The following is a 15,776-nucleotide window of genomic DNA, read 5'->3' on the forward strand; positions in this document are numbered from 1 at the left end:
ACTTAATTTAGCCAGGCTCTCCACAGCTTGGCTATTTGTATTCGTAGTTTCTATAGGGTGATTGGTTGGAGGAGAAGCTGTGGCAGGAACGGAGACATTGTTGATTGGTATTAATTTTCTTATGCTGGCTGTACTTGTCTATATTGCTTTTACCTTGCGCCGCTATCAACAGAAAAGCAGCACTACTGCGGCCGGTATAGATAATCCGGGGATGACTGATAAGGAAAAACTGTTTGATGTTCTGGTGGAAAATTCCCCCTGCTCTGTCATGGCTATCTCTTCTACCTATCAGGTGTTGATGGTTAATGAAGTTACGGCAGCCATTACCGGCGTAACCAGAGAAGCGGCGTTGGGCAGGAAGTGTTATGAGGTCTTTGCCGACGGGGCTGTTTGTCCCGACTGCCTGGTAGCAAAAACACTGACTACAGCCAAACGGCATACGCAGACCACGCGGCGGCGCAATCGTTCCGGCGCCGTCAAATACATCGAGCAAACGGCCGTACCTGTGCTGACAAGCAATGGTTCTGTCAGTTATGTCTTAGAGTTTGGTCTTGATATAACCGGGAAGCAGGAGCTTGAACATCAAAACCAGCAATTGGCCGTCGAGACGGTAACGTCGCTGGCCAAGTTAATTGGCAACCGCGACCAGTATACCGGCGAGCATTCGGCGCGGGTGCGGGACATTGCGCTGGCAATCGGTAAAGAACTTAAACTGCCGGCCGACCTGCTGGGAGAACTGGCGATTGCGGCTGTTCTTCATGATATCGGCAAAATTGGTATACCTGAGCAAATATTAAATAAAACAGGCAAACTGACAGAAAGCGAATATGCCATCATTCAACGGCACCCCCAATTAGGCTATGATGCCCTGGTGAATATCAAACAACTGGAAAAAGTGGCCGAATATATTTTGTACCATCATGAATGTTATGATGGACGTGGTTACCCCAGCAAGAAAGCCGGGGAGGAGATTCCGCTCATTTCCCGGATACTTAGTATAGCCGACGTATATGAAGCCATAACCTCAGACCGGGTGTATCGCAAGGCTATGAATCTGGAGCAGACAATGATGGTTATGCGTACCGGGCGGGGAACTAAATTTGATCCGGAAATTCTGGATGCCTTTTTTTGTTTTTTGCGGCGGGAGCGCCCTGAAAGCAAGCTGCATCTATATGATGAGGAAGCGGTAGGCTGATTGTAAGCATGGGGGCAGCCGCTAAGGTGCAGAAAAGGAACAGCGCTTTCAGGCAGATAAGAAATGCCGGGATTGCTTCGAAGCATAACGAGGCTGTCCCGGCTTTTGCTGTTTATGCTGCCATGTACCGATTAGTTCACCGATTGTTCACAGTTCTGTCACACTTTTCCTGGACAGATAGGGTATACTTGCATTAAATAAAAACAGGGAGTGATGGTTATGAAAAAAATTACTGTTGTTGCCCTTGTCGGGATTCTGGTATTATCACTGGCAGGTTCCGTGGCGCTGGCTGCTCCGGGTGATGCTTACGGCCCCGGTGGTTTCTGTCCGGCTTTTGGCACAAATGGTCAGCAGGTTAATCTGACAAGTGAGCAAAAGGCTCAGCTTGACAGCTGGCACAAAGAAAGAATGGAACATAGGAAACAAGTGCTGGAAAGACAAGTAGAATGGGGCTGGTTAACCCAAGAACAAGCCGACCAGGAAATCTCCTATATGGAAGACGGTTATGGGGGAATGGGCATGGGACCAGGCCGTATGCATGGAGGTCATGGCTGGGGCCATGGGCGGGGAGGCTGCGGTTACGGAGGCTGGGCCCGGTAATAGCAGTGAATAAATTAAATAGCATAGCCTGCCGCAAAAACGCGGCAGGCTATTTTGCACATCGGCGGCTTATGATATGCTTAATTTGATGCTTCGCTTGTCCGAAGAAAGCCGCGGATTCGCACAGGCAAATTACGAACATGCGAACCCGCGAATCGAGAGGTGGTAATCATGACAGATAAAACTGTGCTTATTGTGGATGATGAACAGCCTATCCGGGAACTCCTGGCTCTGTATCTTGTGAAAGAGGGGTTTGCGGTGCAGGAAGCGGCAGATGGCGCAGAGGCTCTTATAAGATACCAGGAGAGTAAGCCGGATATCATCATTTTGGATATCATGATGCCAATATTGGACGGTATTGAAGTCTGCCGCCAAATCCGCAAGTTTTCCCATATACCCATCATTATGCTGACTTCGCGGGCCGAAGACGATGATCGCATTATGGGACTAGAGCTGGGGGCGGACGATTATGTGACAAAACCTTTCAACCCCCGGGAAGTGGTTGCGCGGGTCAAGGCCGTGCTGCGGCGTCAGGGTATGCCGAAAGAATCGTCTGCGGCTGTTTTAAGCTATCCGCATTTGGTAATCGATCTGGACAGACATACGGTGACGGCGTTTGATGAGGAGATTCCGCTTGCCAATAAAGAACTGGAGCTTCTGTGGTATCTGGCTTCCCATCCCGGCCTTGCCTTTTCACGGGAACAACTGCTGGAAAGTGTGTGGGACTACAGCTATTGCGGAGATACTCGCACCGTTGATACCCACATTAAACGCATTCGAAAAAAACTGGCGGTTCAGGCAGAGCCTCCGTGGGATATCAAGACCGTGTGGGGTATTGGCTACAAGTTCGAGGTGAAACCGTGAGAATATCTCTGCAGCATAAACTGCTTGGCAGCTTTATTATTGTCGTCACTTTGGTATTGGCAAGCGTATCAGCCGGGGCAGCACTTTTAATCCGCGAATACTTCATTGCCGGCAAGCAGCGTGAGTTTACGGCCAAAGCCTATGAAACGGCGCGGGTAGTAGAAGGCTACTATGCCGGCCGGATAAACTATGTGCAGCTTGCCGGTTTCATTAATAATATTGACAGTCTGCTTAGCGCCAGGGTGTGGGTTGTCGATAATTCCCTGAATCTGATGGCCGCATCCGAGGAGCGGGAGCTGGCAGCCAACACCTTGCATCACCGGGGCGGCATGAGGAAAAAGGGCCCAATGGGAGCCCCGGCGTCCTGTAACATGCCGGGTGGGCCGGGAATGATGCACCATAGACAAGGACAGGGCATGATGCGGGGGGCGGACCGGCAGGACGCCGCACCGGAGAGTTCGGCCGAACAAAATCATGTGCATAATTTGGCGGATATCCAGGGGCTGGAGCTAATTGGGCAGCAGGTGCAATCTGCCGGTGACGGAGCCTGGGCTAAAACGTTTTACCATCCCTATTATGAAGAAAATATGCTGGTTGTGGGTGTTCCCCTCAAACCGGAGGGCCAGACGCTGGGCACGGTTTTGATTCATGCGCCGCTTGCCGGCTTTGACGGTTTTCTGAACCAGATTTACTGGTATATTGCCGCCGCCGGCACAGTGGTTGTGCTTATTACCGTATGTATAGCCAATTATCTGGCATCAGGCATTATTCGCCCTTTACGGTCCATGCAGGCTGTGGCTTCAGCCATGGCAGGCGGCAACTATTCCGTTCAGGCTAAGGCCGAGACCAACGATGAAGTCGGTGATTTGAGCCGGTCTTTAAACTCGCTGGCCAAGGCGCTGGCCGTATTTGTCAGTAATGCCGAAAAAACAGACAAGCTAAGGCGTGATTTTGTTGCCAATGTGTCACACGAGCTTAGAACCCCGCTGACCATCCTGCGTGGTTATAATGAGGCACTATTAGACGGAACGGTGAGCAGCCCGGAGCTGGCAATGAAATATTATCAAATCATGCGTGATGAAACTGTGCGGCTGGAAAAACTCATCGCCGAGCTTTTAGATTTAAGCCAATTGGAAGCGCGTACTGCCGAGCTGGAAACCGAGCCGGTTTCTTTAGCTGAGATTGCCGCCAATATTGTGACACTGTTCAGGCAGCGGAGTGCGGAAAAGGGAGTGACTCTGACAGTAGATATCGGCAGGGGCATACCTGATATTACCGGCAATGGCAACAGGCTGGCGCAACTTGTGGTTATCCTGCTGGATAATGCGCTTAAATTTACTCCGGCGGGCGGCACCGTCAAAGTCAGTGTAACCGCAGACGCCAACGGGGAAAGGCTTATTGTCGCCGATACCGGCGCCGGTATTCCTGCAGAGGATCTGCCATATATCTGGGAACGTTTCTATAAAACCGACAAAGCGCATACCCGCACCGGCGGCGGTACCGGCCTGGGGCTGGCTATTGCAAAGGAAATAATTAATTTGCATGGTGCTGCCAGTGAAGTAAGCAGTAAGGTAGGACAGGGAACGGTGTTTATTATTACATTTCCCAACAAGGGGCTATTGGCGGACAGATAACAGTATATAAAAAAGGACTGTTATAAAAAAAGATTTTTATCCGATGACTAACCCGCTCTAAGACTCCCGCTTCTGCAAGCGGGAGTTAAGAGCGGCTAAGTCCCTGGATAATTCCGACTAAGATTCAGATGGGGTTAAAACCCCTTCTGAATCAAGTCTCCATTTATAAAAAAACTGCTGGCAACAAGACGGACATAATGGTAAAATATTGTCACAAAAGGTCGTAAAATTGAATGTTGCAGGATACTGCAGAGGAGGCAGGTTCATTATGTCAATAAAAGCAAGGCTGCTGACAGTTATTTTGGTGTTGTTTATGTTTATTGTAGGTTTGCTGGGGATTAATTTTTATACATACAGCGTCTTGCAGGGAGATGCACCTGCCATTAACCTGTCAGGCAATCTACGCTTCAGGGCGTACAAATTAGCCTTGTTGTCCACTCAGTATGCGACGGCTGCTGCTGATAAAAAAGCTGCTATTGTTAATGACATTGAACAGGAAATTACTGCTTGCGACAAGATAATCAGCGGTTTTGCCAAAGGTGACGAAACGCTTAAACTTGAACCTATCAGTGATGAGGCCAGTAAAAAGCAATATGAAGTGGTAAAGCCTTATTGGGAAAAGTACAAAACCTTGCTTGCTTCCTTGCCGAACGGGACTGACTTACCGGCCAAGGTGGGTGAGATAAACGCCACGGTTCCGGCTTATGTGGCGGAAGTCAATAAGATGGTAAATTTGCTTGACCAAAGCTCGCAAAGTAAGATCGCCGTGTCGAAAAGCGTGCAGGTGGGAGTTTCTTTACTTGGTTTGATTGTGGTGTTGCTGGCGTTGTTTACTATCATCAACAAGATTATCAGGCCGATTAACCAGCTGGCAGATTCTTTCGCGCAAGTGGCCACCGGCGAGGGTGATTTGACGATTCGTCTGGACGACCGCCGGCAGGATGAAATTGGTGCAGTGACTAAGCATTTTAATGTGTTTATTGAAAGCGTGCAAAGGATTATCAAAGTGTCGCAGGAGACGGCGCAGCAGGTCAAACATTTGGCGCAGATGCTGTCAAGAGCCAGTGAGGAAAGCAGCCGGGCAGTCGAACAGGTAGCCAATGTGGTGCAGGAAGTGGCGGAAGGTGCGAATAAACAAAATTCTAACATGGGACATCTGGCAAGCAGTACTGAAAATGTTGCCGCCGGCATGCGGCGGATGGTAGAGCATGCCAAGGAAGCGTCCGAGTTGTCGGAAGGTTCCCAGCAGCAGGCAAACAAGGGCGGTGAAAATGCCGGGGTGGTAAGTGCGCGTACCGAACAGCTCCGGCAGACGGTGGCTGAGGTGACCGAGAACATTAATCTGCTGTCGGCGCATTCCAAGGATATCAGCCAGATTATTGATTTAATCAAGGCGATTTCCGGGCAGACCAATCTGTTGGCGCTCAATGCCGCCATTGAAGCTGCCAGGGCCGGTGAGGCCGGACGCGGTTTTGCGGTGGTGGCTGAAGAGGTGCGGAAACTGGCAGAACAAACCAATGAAGCGGCTGACAGTGTGACAACCAAGATTTTGCAGGTACAGCAGCAGGTGGACACTGTGCATAATGCCAATACCATGCTGGGGGGAGAGTTGACTCACATTGAGACGGCGGTGGCCAACCTGGCTGACGCGCTGCGGGAGATCATGTCATGGTCGGCCAGCAGCAAGAAGGCAGTTGAGGAGATAACTCAGCTCAACGAAGCTGCCTCAGCCAGCTTTGTCGAGATTGCTGCTTCTTCGAATGATATAGCGGCAGTATCCAAAGAAATTGCCGCCGAGTCAGAGGAAGCGGCAGCCGCTATTCAGGAACAGACTGCTTCCATTGAAGAGTTTACCGCCACAGCCAATCAGTTGTCGCATTTGGCTGATGAGATGGACCAGCTGGTGGCAAAGTTCAAGGTATAAGTAAAAGGACTGACGCTTAGCAAAGCGTTCAGTCCTTTTTAGATCTAAACAGAAGGCATAAATTTGTGCGTCCCCCACAAAACCCGGCGCGGAGGGCCGTCATACAACGCTGCGACGCCGGCGCTTAACCTCCGCTTATGCATAACGGCCCTCTGCGACTACTTTACCTTCCACCACATAACGCCGACCGTTGTGGCTGATTGCTCGGTGCACAGGCCATCGACAGCCCGGTCCTGCAAAAAGCGGGAGATTATGCCTTCCGCCTTTGAGCCGGCTATGCCCAGCATGGCAAAATACCGGATATAATGGGCAGTAAGTTCATCTAGGGGTTCTTGCTCGGAGTGGCTATAGCTGTAAAAAGTCAGGTTGGGGCGATAACCTTCCTGGTACAGGATGTTCAGCGGATAAATAATATCAAACGAGGGCTTGGGAGCCGGTTCCGGCAGGAGCTGTTCCCACAGCTGACGGCGCAGGTCAAGGTCGTGTTGGCCGGCAAAGCCAATAAGGCAGCAGACTTTACGGGCGACTTTGATCATTTTCATCAGCGTGTTGTAGTCATTGATCGCCGGGCTTTTGGCGGCAAAAGTGACATCATAGGCCGGCTCTGACGGCAGGTCGTTCCAGTCGGCATGGAGGGGTGTAATGGCGTTTGACAGACCTGCCTGCCCGGCTTGCACCTGCAGGGTTGACAGCATTTGGGCGGCCGTGTCCAGGCCGGTAACCTTTATGCCTTTGGCTGCCAGCGGCAGCGCATAGGTGCCGGGGCCGCAGCCAATGTCAAGCAGGGTATCGCCTGCCTGTACCGGCCACTGTGCAGTAAGGTTATCAATAATTTCCTGATGGGTTTGCCGGTTGTCATCATTATGTTCGGCATAACGGCCGGCAAAGCTGTTCCAAAACTCTACCCAGGCTTTGGGGTCAGGACGGCGCCTGTTTGCTGTCTGACGGTATTCGTCCCAGGCCTTCGCCCAGAATTGGGCATTATACATGATAATCACCTCACCTTGCTAAGTTAACAGCCGTTTACCAACCCCGGCTGTATTCCTCCGTGCAGGCCAGACAAGCGATTTTGCCATTTTGTAAGCGGGCGCGGGATTCCATAACTTTTTCGCCGCAATACTCACAGATGACAGAATTGAAAATTTTAGCTTCTGCCGGCAGTTTGAGTTCAACCTTCTGGATTTTGAACAGGTCTTCAGCCGGAGCAGCCAATAAACGGCCGGTACGCTCAGACTGAAGCCGGCGCCAGCATTCTTCCTGTTCCGGTGTGGCTTGTCCGCTGAATACGGCTGACTTTATGGCTTCCTGCTCTGCTGTCAGCGGCACCATGCTGCCGGCCATAACGACTATGCGTACGGCCTCGCCTGTGCTCCGGTTGCCGATGGTATAGGCTTGTTTGCCGTAGTCTTTGTAAATGAGATTGCCTTTGCCAATGGTGCAGCCCAGCAGCACTTGGATGGCATCAATGCCGCAACCATCTGATTCGACAATGGCAACAAGCTCTTCATCGGCTGCCCGTTCTACCTTGAGCTGTGCCAGAGCGGCTTTTGCGGCCAGGTAGCCGATAGTCAGTCCGGGGCAGCAGTGCCCGTGAAATTCGATCGCCTTTTGATAGTCTGCAGGATGATTGTTCATAATCAATACCTCCCGTGTTTTTGTGCTCGCAATTTAAAAAAGGTACAAAAAGTTGCCGGGGGCTCTAGCGCGTCTCCCAACAAGGCTTCATACCTCAGTTTCAAAAAAATGTAATTCAACTTATTATCTCCCACTTCGAGGCGGCTTGTCAATAAATATATCTTAGTAAAACCTTATATTTTAGAACATTCATACAATCTATTGACATATAAACGTGAATTTTGATACAATCATGACATAAGGCAGCAGAAGCTGCCAAATGCCGTAGGAAGTACGGTTAGGTATTTAGCTGTCGGAAAATAGTCTATATAGAGATTGCAGCCATGAAGGTTTCGCGCAGAGCGATATTTTCATGGTTTTTTTGTGCTTTTTTATGCGCTTTTGCGCGCAGGGCTGCTGTGCTTCGGTCGCAGCGGCTGCACATCATTGTCAGCGTCCAGTTTGGTGGAAGGTGGTAAAAAGTAATGTTAATTGCAGTTATTGACGGTATGGGCGGGGGACTGGGGGTACAGCTGGTTACGCAGCTTTCGGTACAATTAGGACAAAAAGCCGATATTATTGCGTTGGGGACCAATGCACTGGCAACCAATAATATGGTGCGGGCAGGTGCCATGCGCGGCGCAACCGGCGAAAATGCTGTTGTTGTTTCCATCCGTAAAGCAGATATCGTAGTAGGGCCTATTGGTATTATTATTCCGAATTCATTAATGGGCGAGATTACGCCGAAAATTGCCGAAGCTGTTGCTTCCGCCGATGCGCATAAAGTACTGGTACCGGTGAATCAGCACCATTTTGAAATCGTTGGGCTGGAAACCCGGCCGCTGGTCGTATCCATCAAGGAAGCAGTGACGAAAGTAAGTGACCTTGTCCAGGGGAAAGCCTGGTAGCATTGACGGTGCTTTTGCCATTGCGGTTCAGTTGTTGATATACACATAGGGAGTTGCCAAAGGCTTGATTGGAATAATTTCTGCAGCTTTAATTACCGGCAGCTTATTTCCCAGATAATCAACGGTGGCTAATTTTCCATGTACCTCTACCCAGCTGTCGTTTTTTATGGACTGACTGTCATTCCATTCAACAAGCAGGCCACTGGGAACGGCATCGGCAGCACAACAGGAAATTTCAAACCGGGTGACAAGAAAGGTCCTGTCAGGTAATTGGTCCGGCCGGTAAACAAAGCCTTTCAGGCTGATGTCTTTCCCAATAAATGCAGCTGTATTTTCATAGAGCGCAGTTACATATCTGACATGGTTTTCATCGGTTATTACCAATGCAGCCTGTTCTGACGGCAGGGGGAGACTGGCCGGGATAGTGATGCCGGCCTGCATGAACTTTACCCCTTTTTGGGAAGCGGTTGTTGAGCCAAGGGGGTTGATGGGAACAATAAGGCCAAGAATCAATGTGCCAATACATACAATATAGCAGAACTGACCGATTTTATGCTGGCAGTTGCAGGCGGTGGCATGACGCCAGTCGAGTGTTCGGATTGCCTGAATGAGTGTCAGTACCAGCAGCAGCCCAAAACCGAGCTTACTGTTGCCAATGAATTGAGGATTGATGACCTGGGACAGGTTATGTGTCGTCAGGGTATTGTAAAACAGGAGACTAAACCCTAAAAGTATCAGAAGTTTTAACAGATTTTCCCCGAAAAGTTTAAGCAGGAACAAAACAAATCACCTCCCATAGCTGAGGAAAGTAGGCCATGGATAAGCTTACGGCAAAGACTGTTGCTGTAATAATCAGGATAAGCTTGAGTGTAAATAGCGGTTTAAATATTGTAAACAGCATAAGGGTATTTTTTATATCCAGCATTGGCCCAAAGATAAGAAAAGCTGCCAGGGAGGCTGTGCTGAAATGTTCCAGGAAGGGAGCCGCAATAAATGCGTCGGCCTGGGAACATACTGAGATCAGAAATGCAAACAGCATCATACCGCCAATTGAATACACAGAATCCTGACCAAAGGACAAGAGTGTCAGACGGGGTATGGTTACCTGAATTAAGGCTGCTAAAAATGAGCCTAGGAGGAGAAACCGCCCCATGGCAAAAAAATCATCACAGGCATGATACAACATCTCGCGCAAGGCATTCATGAAGCCGGGGGTTGAGTTGGGAGCCTTGTGAGCATGGTGCCCGCAGCAGTTAGCTGCGGCAGCTTCGCTTGCGCAAAGTACCGGCCGCCGCTGGGTGGCGCTCACCAAAAATCCAATAATAACAACCGCGATAAAAGCTCCGGTCAGCCGGTAAAAAACCATCGGTGGAAATCCGGAGAATGCAAGGTAAGTAGACCAGGCGACAAGTGGATTAATAATGGGGGCAGATAACATAAAGGCGATGGCAATATAAGGAGGGACTCCTTTGCTGATTAACCGGCGTATGATAGGTACCATGCCGCATTCGCACAGCGGTATGAACAGCCCGAGCAAGCAGGCTGCGACAATGCCGGTCAGGCGTTGTTTCGGTAGTGCACGCTGAATCCACTCCGGCGGAACAAACGAATGGATAAAGGACGAAACAAACACTCCCAGCAGTACCAGTGGGAGTGCCTCAATCACAATACTGAGAAAAATCGTATTAAAATCCTGCATACCTATCACCTGCCATAATGGGTTTTGTACAGTTACAGTATATGAGCGTCAAATAGGAATATTCTTAATAACGAAAACAAAATTACAGTTAGTGAAATACCTGGCTCAGTAAGGCACAGCTATAAAAAATGTAGCCCTCTAGGCGGGCGCCTTGCTTCCGGCAAAACAAAAACAACCCATTAAAGGGTTGTTTTTGTTTTGCCAATCGGTTTGTGCTTTTGCCGGGGTTTTGATATAAACCGTGTTTTCTTTATGCGAAGCTTCAGCCGGTTATTCCAGAATAATTGATTTGCGGTCGGCCCGCCACCAGAGTACTCCGATAGTTGTGTTAATGAGCTCGGTGCAATAATCCTCGACCGCCCGGTTGGCCAGAAACCCGGTAATTTTGGCTGTAGTTTCCGGGCCTTCCAGTCCAAACAGCCGAAAATAACTTGTATAGTATTCAATCATGTAGGTTAGGGTCTCCCGGTACCGTTCCCGGTAGCTGTAAAATTTGATATTAGGCAGATACCGCTCCTGATAGAGAATGTTGAAAGGATACTGGATATCGAAAGCTGCGTGCTCAGGCGGTGTTCCCATCAGGTGTTCCCAGAGCAGAGTGCGGACTTTACTGTGATAGGCTCCTGCAAACCCTACCAGACAGCAAACGCCGCGAGACAGCTCATTCATTTTCATTAAACTGTCATAGTCATTAATGGCTGTTGTGTTGGCGGCGAAAACCACATCATAAGCCGGCTCGGCAGGCAACTCCAGCCAATCGGTGTTGAGCGGGGCGATCCGGCAGGTAAGCCCTTCGTGCGCCGCTTCTGACTGCAGCATGGCCAGCATCTGCTCTGCGGTATCCAAGCCGGTAACCTGTCTGGTTTTGGCAGCTAAAGGCAGTGTGTAGGTACCGGCACCGCAGCCGATATCCAGCACTGTGCTAAAGGGGGTTATCACTCCATCAGCAGCCAGTGCCTCAATAACTGCATTATAAATGGGGCGGCTTTGGCGGTTGCGCAGAGCATGCAGTTCGGCAAAGGTATTCCAGAAGTGCTGCCAATCCTGTTTGCTGCCATAACGGGGAACCTGATAAGTATCTCTTGCCTCCTGCCAGGCATCTGTCCAAAACTTGGTGTTACACATGTACTGCACCCTCCTGCTAAAACAGTTATAAAAAAAGGCATGAACATCTAAGGACTGCTTTCCTCAGGTTTCATACCGGTTCATTTGAATCTTCATGATTCAGGTTATTAGTTTAAATATAAATTGTTTTGTAGTAATTGTCAATTCTTTCGATGATTACCCATAAGGGCTGTTTTACCCGGAGAATTTTTTGTCCTAACAGAAAGTATAACTTTCTTAAGAGCAGGATAAGGGCAACATCGGCTTTCGCTGTCGCCAAAGGCTCGGCGCAAGTCGTGTTTTCTTTATCGAAAGCAGGAAGATTGCGCTAATGTGGAGAAGAAAGAACCTTATAAATTTTCAAAAAATACGACTGCAGGCTGTATTTTGTAACACAGGGGGGCAATATGGCAGAGACTATAGATTATCCGGCTGTTTTTGATGCCACCTACAATAGTATTATTGTTGTAAACAAAAAATTGCTTGTTATTGCAGTAAACAAAGCTGCCGCCGAGTTATTGGAACGCAGCCAGGCAGAGCTTATCGGTCAAAGAATTGAAGCCGTCATACCCAACACCCGCCTGCCGGAAGTGCTTGCAACCGGGAATGCCATACGCGGTGAGCGTATGAGTTTAGCCGGCCGGCAAGTGGTTACCAACCGCACGCCGATTTGGCAGCATGGGGAAATCACAGGCGCAATTGCTGAATTTCAGAACTATTATGATGTCGATGATCTTGCTTCCCAGTTAGACTCTGTCAAAGAAATGAATAAGGAACTGGAATGTTTGATTGAAGCCGTTGACGACGGCATTGTAGTCAGTGACGGCAAAGGCTATATCATCAGGGTAAATAAAGCCTATCAGCATATGACGGGTATTACGGCCGACGAGTATGTTGGCAAGCATGTTAAAGAACTGTTGCAAGCCGGTTATGTCGGGCGGACTACGTCCGATATTGTCATTGAACATAAAACGGTTTTGCATGTTACGGATATCCGCAATAATAAGGAATTGCTACTGACCAGTGTACCGGTGCTGAATGAAGCCGGCGATGTTATTCGGGTTGTGACGGTGTTTCGCGATTTAGCGGAATTAAACCACCTAAAAAAGCAACTGGCTCAACTGGAAAAAAGGGAAGTAAGATATCAGCAGGAGCTTACCTATTTACGATCCGAGCAGGTGTTTAAAACCATTGTTACCAATAATCAGGAGATGAAAGAAAAAATTGAACTGGCCTTCCGGGTAGCCAGGGTAAACTCCACTGTGCTTATTTTAGGCGAATCAGGGACCGGCAAGGAGCTGTTCGCGCAATTGATTCACCGGGCGAGCACCCGCTCCTGCCGGCCGTTTATCAAGGTCAATTGTGGCGCTATGCCCGAAACCCTACTGGAATCCGAGTTGTTTGGGTATGAGGCAGGCGCTTTTACCGGTGCTGCCAAGGAGGGCAAAGCAGGACTGCTGGAAATCGCTCATGAGGGAACCTTGTTTTTAGATGAAATTGCCGAACTGCCGCTATCCTTGCAGGTAAAATTGCTACGAGCCATTCAGGAGCGGGAGATACGCCGTGTTGGCGGTAAGAAAACTCTTGCTGTTGATGTCCGGTTTGTGGCCGCTACCAACCGTAACCTGGAAGACATGGTGAAAAACAAACTTTTCCGGGAAGATTTATATTACCGTTTGAATGTTGTGCCGCTTTTCCTGCCGCCGTTGAGAGAGCGTAAGGAAGACATTTTTTTGTTGACTGCCGAGTTTCTAGACCGGATCAACAAACAATATGGCTGGCATAAATGGCTGCATCCCGATCTGGTGCGGGCTTTTCTGAATTACAACTGGCCCGGTAATGTCCGGGAATTGCAGAATAGTATTGAACGCCTGGTTGTTACCAGCCGGGAAGACTGTCTGGGGCTGGAATTGATTCATAAATTGTTTCCTAATATGAATTCAATGGAGAATCTATCTGACGCTTACCAAGATGTCGGGTTATTGCAGGCTGCCGTAGAAAATGAGGAACGGAAAATTTTGCTGGCGATATACAAGAAGACAGGCAGCACACGCAAGGCGGCGGAAGCGCTGGGAATTAGCCAATCCAGTGTGGTGAAAAAGCTGAAAAAATATGGTATAAGCAAATGACCTGCTCTTCAAGATGCCGGCGAATCGCCGGTGTCTTTTTATATGTACGAACGCTGATTCGTTTTTGAATCAGCGATTACTTTTGTAATTAGGACAGTAGGCCTTTCTAAATAGAAGGTTTCAGCCTGTTGAGCAACAGCTAAAAGTCGCAAGGCGATTACAAAAATAATCAGAAGATTAAAACGGAAGGACATAAACTCCCTGCTGCTGCGGGCTTATTGGGTTGGCACACCTTTTGCAATAGTATGGTTGCGCAAAGAGTTAACTCAATCCAGTAATTTGAATTAGTGAAGCGGCCGACAGCAAAGTAAAGGAGTTGTAACACATGTTTGATTTTAGCAAACTGACCAATGCGGTTACTTCCGGCGAATGGAAAAAGACGCCGGAATTAACCAACGAACTGCTCACCGCCGGGGCCAGTCCTGAAGATATTATTGCCCTTGGCCTGCAAAACGGTATGAGTATGGTGGGTGAAAAATATTCTGCCGGCGAATTCTTTTTGCCTGACATGATGCGGGCATCCCGGGCGATGAATGCCGCCATGGAAACGCTTAAACCGGTTTTGGAAGACATCGAGTTGACCAAGCTTGGCAAATTTGTTATCGGCACTGTAAAAAATGATATGCATGACATCGGTAAAAATATTGTGGCGTCCTTCATGAAAGGGGTTGGCTTTGACGTAATTGATCTGGGGATTGATGTTTCTGAAGATAAATTTGTCGAGGTTGTGCGCACAGAGAAACCTGATATTCTGGGGCTGTCAGCCCTGTTGACCACTACCATGTATGAGATTGGCACTGTAATAAAAAAGCTGGAGAGTGAAGGGCTTCGGTCATCGGTCAAAATTATTGCCGGCGGCGCTCCGGTGACAGAACGGTTTGCCTTCCAAATGGGGGCAGATGCCTATGCCAAAGAAGGCGGCGAAGCTGTCCGTATTGCCAAGCAGCTTGTCGGTAAATAACAGACCAAAGGAGGGATTTTGATGGCAATGACACACACACAACGAATTTTGGCAGCCGCACGCGGGGAGATGGTTGACAAACTTCCATTCGGAGCCCGTATTGATACCTGGTATAACTATCATAGTGCGCATGGAACATTACCGGAAAAATATCAAGGCTGGTCGGAAACAGATATTATTGCCGATCAGGGGGCCGGGGCGCAAAAACGGTTTTTCAGTGTTTGCAAGGAAAGCTTCCGTGATATGGAAGTCATCACCAACTGGGAGGGCAATTGGGAAACCAGAGAATATATTACTTCCATCGGCACCTGTTCGATCAAGCTTTTATGGTCAACCAATGAAGGTCCCTGGTTGGCGTATGAACATGAAAAGCTTTTTAAAACAGCCAAAGACTATCCGGTAATCAAATATATTCTGGAACATACTGAACCCTACTATAATACGGATTATGATAAAGAACGGGAAGTCATGGGAGAACGGGGCATTGTAATGACAGGAACAGGCTTATGGTCTCCTGCCCAGCGAATTATGCGGGAAATTATGGGCTATGAGCAGTTCTTTGAAGAAATGATGGATAACCCGGAGGAAGTGGCCGAGCTTATTGAGGTTATGAGTGAACTGGAGCTTAAAAAACTAAAAATCGCCGCCGACTCAAAACTTGAGTTAATTAATCTCTGTGCCAACTGGAGCGACGACATCCATACCCCGGTATTCAGGCAGTTCTTTACTCCATATTTTAAACAGGCTAATGAAATTATCCATGCTGCCGGCAAACTGTCGATGGCTCACGCAGATGGTGAAATGCGCCGTCTATTGCCGCTGTTTGGCGAAACGGAGATTGATGTGGCGGAAGCCGTTACCCCGGCGCCGCAGTCCAGTATGACGATGAGTGAGTTTAAGCAAGGGTACGGGGACAAAGTGACGCTGTGGGGAGGGATTTCCTCAGTCATGTTTGAGCCTGCCTACAGTGACCAGGAATTTGACGACTTTGTCATCAGGCTGATTAAGGAAATGGCCCCCGGCCAGCGCTTTATTCTCGGAATGGCTGACAATCTTCCCTTTGACGGTGATATCAACCGTATCGGCAGGGTGGTTGATTTGATCGAAAAATACGGTAAGCTGCCCATCTGGATATAAGAGGTGG

14 protein-coding genes are annotated in these 15,776 nt (G+C 48.9%); 9 read left to right on the top strand and 5 right to left on the bottom strand.

What is annotated here, in order from left to right:
• The first annotated feature begins 79 nt into the window (after positions 1 to 79).
• From SPSPH_RS03025 to SPSPH_RS03045, 5 genes are all read left to right on the top strand, one after another.
• The gene (locus SPSPH_RS03025; RefSeq protein WP_075753124.1) at positions 80 to 1,195 is read left to right on the top strand and encodes an HD domain-containing phosphohydrolase; all 1,116 of its coding nucleotides are present in this window, start codon (positions 80 to 82) and stop codon (positions 1,193 to 1,195) included.
• 219 nt (positions 1,196 to 1,414) lie between these two features.
• On the top strand, positions 1,415 to 1,795 hold the full coding sequence (locus SPSPH_RS03030) for a DUF2680 domain-containing protein (RefSeq protein ID WP_075753126.1): 381 nt from the start codon (positions 1,415 to 1,417) through the stop codon (positions 1,793 to 1,795).
• 168 nt (positions 1,796 to 1,963) lie between these two features.
• Positions 1,964 to 2,659 carry a response regulator transcription factor gene (locus tag SPSPH_RS03035; RefSeq protein WP_109298148.1) on the top strand — a complete coding sequence of 232 codons (696 nt, stop codon included), beginning with the start codon at positions 1,964 to 1,966 and terminating at the stop codon, positions 2,657 to 2,659.
• A complete protein-coding gene (locus SPSPH_RS03040) occupies positions 2,656 to 4,293 on the top strand; it encodes a sensor histidine kinase (protein WP_075753130.1) in 1,638 nt (545 codons plus the stop codon). The genes SPSPH_RS03035 and SPSPH_RS03040 overlap by 4 nt, the downstream gene beginning before the upstream one ends.
• 268 nt (positions 4,294 to 4,561) lie before the next feature.
• Positions 4,562 to 6,217, top strand: a complete 1,656-nt coding sequence (locus tag SPSPH_RS03045) for a methyl-accepting chemotaxis protein (RefSeq protein ID WP_075753132.1) — start codon at positions 4,562 to 4,564, stop codon at positions 6,215 to 6,217.
• 158 nt (positions 6,218 to 6,375) lie between these two features.
• Here the strand turns inward: SPSPH_RS03045 and SPSPH_RS03050 are convergent, their stop codons facing one another.
• Together SPSPH_RS03050 and SPSPH_RS03055 are read right to left on the bottom strand one after the other, a co-directional pair.
• Positions 6,376 to 7,206 (bottom strand): SAM-dependent methyltransferase, encoded by an 831-nt coding sequence (locus SPSPH_RS03050; protein WP_075753134.1) that lies wholly within the window; start codon positions 7,204 to 7,206, stop codon positions 6,376 to 6,378.
• 34 nt (positions 7,207 to 7,240) lie between these two features.
• A complete protein-coding gene (locus SPSPH_RS03055; RefSeq protein WP_075753136.1) occupies positions 7,241 to 7,852 on the bottom strand; it encodes an FmdE family protein in 612 nt (203 codons plus the stop codon).
• A 464-nt stretch (positions 7,853 to 8,316) separates the two neighbouring features.
• Between SPSPH_RS03055 and SPSPH_RS03060 the strand changes: the two genes are divergently transcribed.
• On the top strand, positions 8,317 to 8,739 hold the full coding sequence (locus tag SPSPH_RS03060; protein ID WP_075753138.1) for a DUF3842 family protein: 423 nt from the start codon (positions 8,317 to 8,319) through the stop codon (positions 8,737 to 8,739).
• A 27-nt stretch (positions 8,740 to 8,766) separates the two neighbouring features.
• Here SPSPH_RS03060 and SPSPH_RS03065 read toward each other — a convergent pair whose 3' ends face one another.
• The 3 genes from SPSPH_RS03065 to SPSPH_RS03075 form a co-directional block, all read right to left on the bottom strand.
• Positions 8,767 to 9,519 carry a TIGR03943 family putative permease subunit gene (locus tag SPSPH_RS03065; protein ID WP_075753140.1) on the bottom strand — a complete coding sequence of 251 codons (753 nt, stop codon included), beginning with the start codon at positions 9,517 to 9,519 and terminating at the stop codon, positions 8,767 to 8,769.
• The gene (locus tag SPSPH_RS03070; protein WP_075753142.1) at positions 9,506 to 10,438 is read right to left on the bottom strand and encodes a permease; all 933 of its coding nucleotides are present in this window, start codon (positions 10,436 to 10,438) and stop codon (positions 9,506 to 9,508) included. The genes SPSPH_RS03065 and SPSPH_RS03070 overlap by 14 nt, the downstream gene beginning before the upstream one ends.
• Before the next feature lie 270 nt (positions 10,439 to 10,708).
• Positions 10,709 to 11,563: a class I SAM-dependent methyltransferase gene (locus SPSPH_RS03075; protein WP_075753144.1), complete on the bottom strand. Its 855-nt coding sequence runs from the start codon at positions 11,561 to 11,563 to the stop codon at positions 10,709 to 10,711.
• A gap of 386 nt (positions 11,564 to 11,949) precedes the next feature.
• Here SPSPH_RS03075 and SPSPH_RS03080 point away from each other — a divergent pair, with 386 nt between their 5' ends.
• The 3 genes from SPSPH_RS03080 (at position 11,950) to SPSPH_RS03090 (ending at position 15,769) form a co-directional block, all read left to right on the top strand.
• Positions 11,950 to 13,671: a sigma-54 interaction domain-containing protein gene (locus tag SPSPH_RS03080; RefSeq protein WP_075753146.1), complete on the top strand. Its 1,722-nt coding sequence runs from the start codon at positions 11,950 to 11,952 to the stop codon at positions 13,669 to 13,671.
• 325 nt (positions 13,672 to 13,996) lie between these two features.
• Positions 13,997 to 14,632, top strand: coding sequence for a cobalamin B12-binding domain-containing protein (locus SPSPH_RS03085; RefSeq protein ID WP_075753148.1), 636 nt, complete (start codon positions 13,997 to 13,999; stop codon positions 14,630 to 14,632).
• Between the two features lie 21 nt (positions 14,633 to 14,653).
• Positions 14,654 to 15,769, top strand: a complete 1,116-nt coding sequence (locus SPSPH_RS03090) for a uroporphyrinogen decarboxylase family protein (RefSeq protein WP_075753150.1) — start codon at positions 14,654 to 14,656, stop codon at positions 15,767 to 15,769.
• Positions 15,770 to 15,776: the final 7 nt, after the last annotated feature.

Source organism: Sporomusa sphaeroides DSM 2875 (genome assembly GCF_001941975.2).
Lineage (GTDB): Bacteria > Bacillota > Negativicutes > Sporomusales > Sporomusaceae > Sporomusa > Sporomusa sphaeroides.